This window comes from Streptomyces sp. DvalAA-14, from assembly GCF_900091855.1.
GTDB lineage: Bacteria > Actinomycetota > Actinomycetes > Streptomycetales > Streptomycetaceae > Actinacidiphila.
Genome location: NZ_FMCH01000040.1, coordinates 1 through 8,827, shown reverse-complemented (window position 1 = coordinate 8,827; position 8,827 = coordinate 1). Strand labels below are relative to the sequence as shown.

The 8,827-nt window shown below is 70.9% G+C and carries 5 protein-coding genes and 1 pseudogene; 4 read left to right on the top strand and 2 right to left on the bottom strand.

Annotated elements, in window-relative coordinates:
- On the top strand, nucleotides 1-2,401 hold a 2,401-nt coding region (locus tag GA0115240_RS02065; protein ID WP_093734922.1), incomplete at its 5' end, for a glycoside hydrolase family 3 C-terminal domain-containing protein.
- A gap of 144 nt (nucleotides 2,402-2,545) precedes the next feature.
- A pseudogene (locus GA0115240_RS02060) lies at nucleotides 2,546-3,366 on the top strand (alpha/beta fold hydrolase).
- Nucleotides 3,367-3,421: 55 nt separating this feature from the next.
- Here the strand turns inward: GA0115240_RS02060 and GA0115240_RS02055 are convergent.
- Together GA0115240_RS02055 and lysS are read right to left on the bottom strand one after the other, a co-directional pair.
- On the bottom strand, nucleotides 3,422-3,892 hold the full coding sequence (locus tag GA0115240_RS02055; RefSeq protein WP_093734921.1) for a DUF5709 domain-containing protein: 471 nt from the start codon (nucleotides 3,890-3,892) through the stop codon (nucleotides 3,422-3,424).
- 109 nt (nucleotides 3,893-4,001) lie between these two features.
- On the bottom strand, nucleotides 4,002-5,732 hold the full coding sequence (gene lysS / locus GA0115240_RS02050; protein ID WP_093734920.1) for a lysine--tRNA ligase: 1,731 nt from the start codon (nucleotides 5,730-5,732) through the stop codon (nucleotides 4,002-4,004).
- A 144-nt stretch (nucleotides 5,733-5,876) separates the two neighbouring features.
- Between lysS and argS the strand changes: the two genes are divergently transcribed.
- Together argS and GA0115240_RS02040 are read left to right on the top strand one after the other, a co-directional pair.
- Complete coding sequence (gene argS / locus GA0115240_RS02045; protein ID WP_093734919.1) at nucleotides 5,877-7,664, top strand: arginine--tRNA ligase; 1,788 nt, start codon at nucleotides 5,877-5,879, stop codon at nucleotides 7,662-7,664.
- Between the two features lie 79 nt (nucleotides 7,665-7,743).
- The gene (locus GA0115240_RS02040; RefSeq protein WP_093734918.1) at nucleotides 7,744-8,574 is read left to right on the top strand and encodes a DUF4253 domain-containing protein; all 831 of its coding nucleotides are present in this window, start codon (nucleotides 7,744-7,746) and stop codon (nucleotides 8,572-8,574) included.
- The last annotated feature ends 253 nt before the right edge of the window (nucleotides 8,575-8,827 follow it).

Here is an 8,827-nt window from a genome sequence, read left to right as displayed (position 1 = left end):
GACCATCAGCGGGATCGTGCTCAACTGGGAGTCGGCGTACGGCACCGGCTACCACATCGATGTCTCGGACAACGGCACCGCGTGGACGCCGCTGTACTCCACCACCACCGGCAAGGGCGGCATCGAGAAGCTGCCCGTGACGGGCAAGGGCCGCTACGTCCGGCTGACCGGCACCGCCCGGTCCAGCGGATACGGCTACTCGCTGTGGGAGTTCCAGGTGTACGGCACGGTGGACACCAGCACCGCGACCCCGCCGATGCTCTCCGGCCCCACCAAGGCCCCGGCGACGCTGAACCAGTTCCAGCTGTCGGCCCCCGCCGACAAGGCGATGGTCACCAACACCCGCCGTCCGGCGCTCAGCTGGGCGGCCGTGGCCGGCGCCGCGCACTACGAGGTGTGGCTCAACATCAGCCGCACCGACTACGACTTCACCGCCTCGGGCAATCTGCTCGACCTCTACACCAAGGTCGCCGAGCCCACCGGCACCAGCTACACGCCGAGTTGGGACATCACCGACCGGTGGACGTACAAGTGGTACGTGGTCGCGGTGAGCGGTTCGGGCACCAGGACCACCTCCAACATCCGCACGTTCAGCGTCTACCTGCCCGACGTCGAGCAGGTGGCCGACGGCGTCAACATCATCAACGGCGCCCGGGACCTGAACAAGGACGGTTCGATCGAGCCGTACGAGGACTGGCGGCTGTCGGTCGACACGCGGGTGAGCGATCTTCTCGGGCGGATGACGCTGGAGGAGAAGGCGTACCAGATGTTCTACAACGTCCAGCAGTACCCGATGTCCGGCTGGCACTTCGGGCCGGCCCAGCCCGCCGACCTGAACAACGTCCTGCTGTCCACCGCCGCCACCCGGCTCGGCATCCCGCCGGTGTCCGCGGGCGACACCACGGCCGGCTATCAGACGACGTACCCGCTGCAGAGCACCCTGTCGGCGGGCAAGGACTATCCGCTCGACTACAAGCTGGGCAACATGCAGCGCCAGGAGGAACTGGAGGTCGGCGCGCGCGGCACCCTCTCGCCGCTCGCGGAGGTCGGCACCAAGGTGCTCTACCCCCGCATCCAGGAAGGCGGCGGGGAGAACGCCGATGTGGCCGCGGCCCAACTGCGGGCCCTGGTGGCCGGTTTGCAGGGCGGTCCGGAGCTGAACCCGGGCTCGGTGCTGGCCACCGTCAAGCACTGGCCGGGCGAGGGCGCCGGCGGCGAGGCGGGCATCGTCTACGACGGGGTGACGATCAAGTACCACATGATCCCGTTCAAGGCGGCGATGGAGGCCGGCGCGGTCAACATCATGCCGGGCTACGCCGGCAGTTCGTACCTCGACCCGGGCGGTCCCGGCGCCGGTGACAGCGCCAAGATCCTCACCTATCTGCGGCAGAACCTCGGCTACACCGGCCTGATCACCACCGACTGGCTGCCGTCGGGCTCGTGGATCAACGCGGCCAACGCGGGCTCGGACGTGATGGGCGGCGCCGACCCGGGCGCGGTCGGCTTCACCATGGCGAGCTTCGAGAGCGGGGTGCCGCTGGCCCGGATCAACGACGCGGTGACCCGCATCCTGAAGCTGAAGTTCGAGCTGGGCGTCTTCGACCACCCCTACGGCGATCCGGTGAACGGTCCCTACCGCTTCCACCAGCCCAGCTACACCCAGCTGGCCAACCAGGCCTCGCGCGAGTCCAACACCCTACTGAAGAACGACGGGGTGCTGCCGGTCAAGCTCAACGCGGGCGACAGCATCGCGGTGGCCGGCGACCGGGCCACCGACGGCGCGTCCTGCTGCATCTGGTCCAGTTACTTCCACCCGGACTACGGTTCGCTGGACCAGCTCGACGCGCTCAAGGCGAGAGCCACCCAGGCCGGGGTGAACGTCTACCAAGGCACCGGCCCGACACCGAAGTTGGCGGTGGTCTACGTCGGCGAGCCCTCGTACACGCACGCCACCGCCTGGCCGGACACCCAGCCGTATCTGCCGGCCGACCAAGTGGCCCTGATCCAGGGCTACAAGAATCAGGGCATCCCGGTGGTCGTCGTCCTCACCCTGCCACGGCCCATCGTGATCGCCGACTGGCAGAATCTGGCCGACGCGATCGTGGTGACCTATCGCGGCGGCGAGGAAGTCGGCCCGGCCACGGCCAGCCTGCTCTTCGGGGACTACACCCCGCACGGCACCCTGCCCTGGCAACTCCCCCGCAGCCTGGACCAGATCCTCAAGCCGGGCGGCGGCGACAACCTGGCCGACGCGAACGAGGCGTGGGACCTTCCCTACGACCTGGGCGCGACGGACGCCGAACGCGCCGACATCCGGGCGAAGATCGACGCGGGCCAGACGGTGCCGCCGACCTACGGCAATCCGCTCTACCAGTACGGATCGGGGTTGACCCACTGGTAGCCCCCGCGGTGGGCGAAGAACCGCGCAGGTGAGAATGGGCGGGCCGGAGGAACGCAACTCCGGCCCGCCTTCCCGATGCCGGTCCCCGGGTTGCCGAACAGCACGGCGGGGAACGGCTCGGCCACCGCTCGACAAGGAGAACACGTGCCTGTGATCACGCTGAAGGACGGCTCCCAGAAGTTCTACAAGGACTGGGGACCGGCCGGCCGGTGGTGTTCAGCCACGGCTGGCCGCTCAACGCCGACGCCTGGGACGGCCAGGCGCACCTCGTCGCCTCGCACGGCTTCCGGGCCATAGCCCACGACCGTCGCGGCCACGGCCGTTCCACCCAGACGTGGGACGGCAACCACATGGACCAGTACGCCGACGACCTCGCCGAGCTGATGGAGCAGCTCGACCTGAACGACGCGATCCTGGTGGGGCACTCCACCGGTGGCGGCGAGGTGGCCCGCTACCTCGGCCGGCACGGCACTTCCCGGGTCGCCAAGGCCGTGCTGCTCGGGGCGGTGCCGCCGCTGATGCTGAAGACCGACGCCAACCCCGAGGGCACGCCGATCGAGGCGTTCGACGGCATCCGGGCCGGCGTGGCCGCCGATCGGTCCCAGTTCTACAAGGACCTCAGCCTCGCCTTCTACGGCTTCAACCGGGACGGCGCGGAGGTCTCCGAGGGAAAGCGCGACGAGTTCTGGCTGCAGGGCATGCAGGTGGGTCTGAAGGCCGCGCTCGACTGCGTCGCGGCGTTCTCCGAGACCGACTTCACCGAGGACCTCGGGAAGATCGACATCCCGGTGTTCGTCGCCCACGGCGACGACGACCAGATCGTGCCGATCGCGGATTCGGCCCGCAAGACCATCGAGCTGCTGCCGAACGGCACCCTCAAGGTCTACCCGGGCGCGCCGCACGGCCTGGTCGGAGCGTATGAGCAGGCCTTCAACCAGGATCTGCTCGCCTTCCTGCAGGGCTGACCCGGCCGTCCGAGGGGCCCGTCGGCGGGCGGGCTCCTCGGAGCGGGGGGGAACCTCAGAAGTCGTCCAGCTCGCTTTCCGGGACGATGTGCACCGCCGCCTCCTCCGCGGACGCCGCGCCGCCGTCGATGCCGACGTCCTGCGCCCAGTACTCCGCCTCCACGCTGCCCAGCCCGGCGTCCCCGCCGTCGCGGGCGACGAGCCGGCCGGCCCGCAGGTCGCCCACCTCGTCGTCGATGAGCTCGCCGTCGGTGTCGGAGGCGTCACCGAGGCCGTCGCGGCCGACCGAGGGGTCCAGTTCGGCGACCTCGCGGGCCAGCCGGTGGTCGAGATCCTCGTGGGAGGCCGCCTCACCGGCGGTTATGCCCCACTCGCCGACCCCCAGCGGGCGTTCCACCGGCGAGTAGCCCTCGTCCAGGAAACCGCCGGTCTCCTCGTCGTCCAGGCCCTCCTGGGACCGGAGCAGCCCGGGGTCCTGCGCACCGTCCGAGCCGTCCAGCTGCGCGCCGTCACTGGGAGTTGTCATCGCTGGCCTCTTCTGTCGCATGTGTCGCCGTGCACGGGCTTGGCCGCCGCGCCGGGACCCGCAACAGGTACCCGCCGCGACACCACGACCGTATCGAAGCCCGGCGGCCCTACGCCCCCGCGCCCAGCAACTCCCGCACCCGGTCCTGTCCCACCGCCAGCAGCAGCGTCGGCAGCCGGGGGCCGGTGTCGCGGCCGACCAGGAGTTCGTAGAGCAGGGCGAAGAAGGTGCGCTGGGCTACCTTGAGCTCCGGGGTGGGCTTGGCGTCGGGGGCCAGTCCGGACTGCACCTTGGGGACGGCGTAGACCAGGGTGGTCAGCCCGTCCAGCGACCAGTGGGAGTGCAGGCCGTCCAGCAGCAGCTTGATCGCGCCCCGGGCGTCGTCGTCCAGCGCGGCCAGCCGGGCGGCGTCCGGCAACGGCCGGACCACCGTGCGCTGTTCGGCCGGCACCTGGGTGGTGATCCAGTTGACCGCCCGGTCCAGCCGGGGCCGAACCTCGTCCAGGCCGGTCAGCGGGTGCTCCGGGTCCAGCTCGGACAGGATGCGCAGGGTCTGCGCCTCGGCGCCGGCCGTGATGTCGGCGACCGAGGCCAGGGTGCGGTACGCCAGCGGGCGCGGGGTGCGCGGCAGCTCGCCGGCCGCGGTCCCGGCGGCCCGCTGGTGGGCGGCGAGGTCACCGGGCAGCGCCGAGCCCTCCGCCACCTTGCGGGTCAGCGCGTCCCACTCGTCGTAGAGCCGCTGGATCTCCTGGTCGAAGGCGATCTTGAAGGACTGGTTGGGCCGCCGGCGGGCGTACAGCCAGCGCAGCAGCTGCGGCTCCATGATCTTCAGCGCGTCCCCGGGAGTCGGGACACCGCCCTTCGAGGACGACATCTTGGCCATGCCGGAGATGCCGACGAAGGCGTACATCGGCCCGATCGGCTGCTCGCCGCCGAAGATCGGCCCGACGATCTGCCCGCCGACCTGGAACGACGACCCGGGCGAGGAGTGGTCGACGCCGGACGGCTCGAAGACCACTCCTTCGCGGGCCCAGCGCATCGGCCAGTCGACCTTCCACACCAGCTTGCCGCGGTTGAATTCGCTCAGCCGCACCGTCTCGCCGTGCCCGCACGCACAGGTGTAGGTCAGCTCGGTGGTCTCGTCGTCGTACGCCGTGACGGTGGTCAGGTCCTTGCCGCACGCGGCGCAGTAGGGCTTGTACGGGTAGTAGCCGGTCGTACCGCCGCTGCCGTCGTCCTCGGCGGCCGCGCCCGAGCCCTCCTCGGCCTCCAGCTCGGCGGCGTCCACCGGCTTCTGCGCCTGCTTGGCCGGGCCGGGGGCCTTCTTCGTGCGGTACCGGGCGAGGATCGCGTCGATGTCCGCGCGGTGCCGCATGGCGTGCAGGATCTCCTCGCGGTAGGCGCCGGCGGTGTACTGCTCGGTCTGGCTGATCCCGTCGTACTCCACGCCCAGCTCGGCCAGCGCGCCGGTCATCTGGGCCTTGAAGTGCTCGGCCCAGTTCGGGTACGACGACCCCTGCGGGGCGGGCACCGAGGTCAGCGGCTTGCCGATGTGCTCCGCCCAGGACTCGTCCACGCCGGGGACGCCGGCCGGCACCTTCCGGTAGCGGTCGTAGTCGTCCCAGGAGATCAGGTGCCGGACCGCGTGCCCGCGCCGCCGGACCTCGTCGGCGACCAGGTGCGGGGTCATGACCTCGCGCAGGTTGCCCAGGTGGATCGGCCCGGAGGGGCTCAGCCCGGAGGCGACGACGACTGCTTTCCCGGGTGCGCGGCGCTCCGACTCGGCGATCACTTCGTCCGCGAAACGGGAGACCCAGTCGGCCTCGGTGCTGCCAGCCACAGCGCTTCCTTCTTCCTGGTCGGCGGGGCGACCACGTCAGGGCCCCGGCGCCCCATTGTCCCAGACGGAAAACCGGTGGCGGGCCGGATAAACAGCCCGTGAAATAATTGGTACGACGCATCCCCTCCCACGGAACGGCATCCCATGGCCTCGGTCCCTTCCCTGTCCGCCTCGCTCGAGCAGCGGGTCACCTCCGCCCTGACGGCCGCCGTGCCGTCGGCCGAAGGCGTCGACCCACTGCTGCGACGCAGCGACCGGGCCGACTTCCAGGCCAACGGAGTGCTGGGCCTGGCCAAGCGGGCGAAGGCCAATCCGAAGGAGCTGGCGGCCCAGGTGCTCGCCGCGCTGCCGACCGACGAGCTGATCGCCGCGGTCGAGGTGTCCGGCCCCGGTTTCCTCAACCTCACCGTCGCGGACGCGGCCATCACCGCCAATCTCGCCCGGCGCCTGGACGACGACCGGCTCGGCGTGCCGTCCGCGCCCGACCCGGGCATCACCGTGATCGACTACGCCCAGCCGAACGTGGCCAAGGAGATGCACGTCGGCCACCTGCGGTCCTCGGTGATCGGCGACGCCCTGGCGAAGATCCTGCGGTTCACCGGCGAGAGCGTCGTGGCACGGCACCACATCGGCGACTGGGGCACCAACTTCGGCATGCTCGTCCAGTACCTGGTCGAGCACCCGCACGAGCTGGACCACGCGCCGGACACCGGCGGCACGGGCGGCGCGGCGGACGGCGAGGCGTCGATGTCCCGGCTCAACCGGCTCTACAAGGCGTCCCGGACGGTCTTCGACGCCGACGAGGACTTCAAGGAGCGGGCCCGGCGGCGGGTGGTGGACCTGCAGGCGGGCGACAAGGAGACGCTGGCCCTGTGGCAGCGGCTGGTGGACGAGTCGAAGATCTACTTCTACTCGGTCTATGACAAGCTGGACATCGAGATCCGCGACGAGGACATCGTCGGCGAATCGGGCTACAACGACATGCTGGTGGAGACCTGCAAGCTGCTGGAGGACTCCGGGGTCGCGGTCCGGTCCAACGGCGCGCTGTGCGTGTTCTTCGACGACATCAAGGGCAAGGACGGCGAGCCGGTCCCGCTGATCGTGCAGAAGGCGGACGGCGGCTTCGGCTATCCGGCCACCGACTTGTCGGCGGTGCGCGACCGGACCGGCAACCTGCACGCGACCACGCTGCTCTATGTGGTGGACGCCCGGCAGGCGCTGCACTTCCGGATGGTCTTCGAGACCGCCCGGCGGGCCGGCTGGCTCACCGAAGAGGTGGTCGTCAAGCACGTGCCGTTCGGCACCGTGCTGGGCAAGGACGGCCGGCCGTTCAAGACCCGGGACGGCGAGAGCGTGCGGCTGGAGGACCTGCTGGACGAGGCGGTGTCGCGGGCGACGGCGGTGGTCCGGGAGAAGGGCGAGAAGATCGGCCTGACCGACGAGGAGATCACCGCCAACGGCGAGCAGGTCGGCATCGGCGCGGTGAAGTACGCCGACCTGTCCACGTCGCTGGGCCGGGACTACGTCTTCGACCTGGACCGGATGGTCTCGCTCAACGGCGACACGAGCGTGTACATCCAGTACGCCTACGCCCGGAGCCGGTCGATCCTCCGCAAGGCGGCGGCCGGCCAGCAGCCGGTGGCGCACCCGGAGTTGGCGCTGGCCCCGGCCGAGCGGGCGCTGGGCCTGCACCTGGACGCCTTCGGCGACGCCCTCGCCGAGGTGGCCGTGTCGTACGAGCCGCACCGGCTGGCCTCGTATCTCTTCCAGCTCGCCTCGCTGTACACCACCTTCTACGAGCAGTGCCCGGTGCTCACCGCCGAGGAAGGGCCGGCCGTGGTGGACAACCGGCTGTTCCTGGTGGAGCTGACCGCCCGTACCCTCCAGCGGGGTCTGGGACTGCTCGGCATCAGGACGCCCGAGCGGCTCTGAACGCCTCATGGCCGGGCGCCGGCCGGCGGTCCGCGACCCCGCGGCCGGATTGTCAGTGGCAGCCCCTAGAGTCCCGGTCATGGCGATGCTTCCGAACCCCCTCCCCCGCCTGGCGGACGATCCGACCGGTGCCGAACTCGGCCTGAGCCTGCCGCCGGGCAGCTTGATGGACACCACGGCCGACGGGCCCTGGCCCGAACCGCTGCTGTGGTGCGCGGACGGGCCGGCGCAGCCCGGCGCGTGGGCGGGGTTGCTGGCGGGGCGGTCGGTCGGGCTGCTCCCGGTGCTGATCCAGGAGGACACGACGCACGGCGGCAAGCTGGCCGACTGGTATCTCGACCCGGGGCGGATGTCGTATCCGGGCGACCACGACGTGGAGGAGTTCCTCGCGGAGTCGTGGGCCGGGTATGTGTCCGAGGAGGAGGACCCGGAGGAGGAACTGCTGGAGGTCCTCGCCCCCTACGGGCAGGACTGGCCGGGCCTGGCGCCGGCGCCGGCCTTCGACGGCGATCCGGACACGACAGCGGCCGGCGTCACCGCTGAACTCGTCGCCAGCGGCTGGCTGGACCGTCCCCGCGCCGCCCTGGTCCATGCCCGGCGCAGCGCCGACATACCCGCCGCCATGGGCTGGGGCGGCCCGGTCAACTACGAGGACGACACGGGCGCGCTGTCGGCCGTGCTGCGCTCCTGGGAGGACCGCTACGGCCTGCGGGTCGTCGCCCTGGGTCTCGACACGCTTACCGCCACGGTGGCCGCGCCGCCGCAGACCGTGGCGCAGGCGGAGGCGATAGCCGCCGAGCATTTCGCCTTCTGCCCGGACATCATCACCCAGGGGCGGCACGGGAGTCTGAGCACCTACGCCGCGAAGGCCCTGCTCGGCAAGAACATCTGGCACTTCTGGTGGGACTGAGCACGCCGGGCGCGGCGGTGCCGCCGGGTACGGGTGTACGCGGCGGCACCGTCGTGGTGGATCGGCTCGGATCGGGTCGGGTCAGCTGTTCCAGACCTGGAACTCGGAGATCTGGCCGGCCGGCCATCCGGTGTTGGCCGTGACGTTCACCCGGAAGTAGCGCTGGGTGGTCGCGGGGAAGGTGAGGGTGACGGTGTTGTTGGAGGCCGGGTCGAAGGTGTAGCTCGCCGAGGCCTTGACGGTGGAGAAGGTA